Annotated in this window: 3 protein-coding genes; all 3 read right to left on the reverse strand. The window is 41.8% G+C overall.

Annotated features, from left to right (window positions below; translation table 11 throughout):
- Positions 1 to 232 (reverse strand): type III secretion system inner rod subunit SctI (sctI, locus tag J5224_RS29445; RefSeq protein WP_264628612.1); only part of this gene is annotated, 232 nt, incomplete at its 3' end.
- 21 nt (positions 233 to 253) lie between these two features.
- Positions 254 to 520 (reverse strand): type III secretion system needle complex protein, encoded by a 267-nt coding sequence (locus tag J5224_RS29450; protein ID WP_264628614.1) that lies wholly within the window; start codon positions 518 to 520, stop codon positions 254 to 256.
- A 13-nt stretch (positions 521 to 533) separates the two neighbouring features.
- A partial coding sequence (locus tag J5224_RS29455) for a PrgH/EprH family type III secretion apparatus protein (RefSeq protein ID WP_264628613.1) occupies positions 534 to 1,090 on the reverse strand: 557 nt, incomplete at its 5' end.

Consider the following 1,090-nt stretch of genomic DNA (forward strand, 5'->3'; position numbering starts at 1 on the left):
AGTTATAGTCAGAAGTTCGCTGTTGAAGTTCTGCCAACATTTCAGGATCTGTTGAAGCATTGGTGTTCTCCAACAATGAGAGCACGTCACGCTGTTCCGCAGACATATTTACCGATTCCCGCGCATAAGCGCGAAGAAGACGATCTTCCAATGACACATGGGCAGATTCTGGCATGGTAATATCATGCCAATTGCCAGACAGCTGTGTCACCATACTGGTGTTATGATTCATAGCCTATTCCTGGTAACAACATTAACGGAAGTTGGTGATAATCGCCGAACCCACATCTTTGTAGACCTTCACAACGTTAGATTGCGCATTACGGTACAGCGTATACTCTGATAAGCGCGATTGATAAATCGCCAACAGCTCTGGATTGGAGGGATCCTTTGCCAGTTCGCCTAGCGCCAGCTCCAATTCTGAGTTAAGTTCTGTCACACCTTTATCAAACGTTGATGATTTATTCGACAAATAACCATTCCATGTAAAATCTGTACTTCTTGTATTTACGTTACTCATATAAAAGCCTTCTTTAAGTTTTAGGGAAATACCAATGTCCAGCGCCAAGCTTGATATAGCTTTGTTCGCCAAATTTAAAAGATTTATCTTTGAACCAATCAGTCTCTAGCTCAACAGAAAAGTGAACATATCGTCCTCCCCACTGTTGATAGTATTGATTGACAAAGTTCTTGATACTTTCGAGCATGCCATCCTCAATGACGCCCAATATGACAAAGGTGATGGTATCGCCATTGTCTATTTCACGAAATGAGAGCGCCATTTTTTTCAATCCTTGATTGGCAATGCTCCTGATTGTTTTATCCTCCAGATCGTCTAGCCTTACTGAATCAATATAGGGAAATTTCTCTTTCAGAGCAGCAGTGAAATCACCGCGTGATTTTTCACTCAATTCATTCCTTTCTGCGCTAATTCTAAGAATCGGATGTTGAGGGTCACTCAGGCGTATCTGATGAAATTTCAATGCAGGCCAGTAAGTTTCCACCCAACGGGAAATTCGCTCTTCTTCACTGGCAATATTGATAACATTAACCTGTTGACGCAGCGGATTTCTGATCATGGTTTGAATAG

The organism is Candidatus Symbiopectobacterium sp. NZEC135, assembly GCF_025962695.1.

Coding starts and splice junctions, on each gene's coding strand:
- J5224_RS29450 (WP_264628614.1), bottom strand. CDS start 520: ATGAGTAACGTAAATACAAGAAGTACAGATTTTACATGGAATGGTTAT.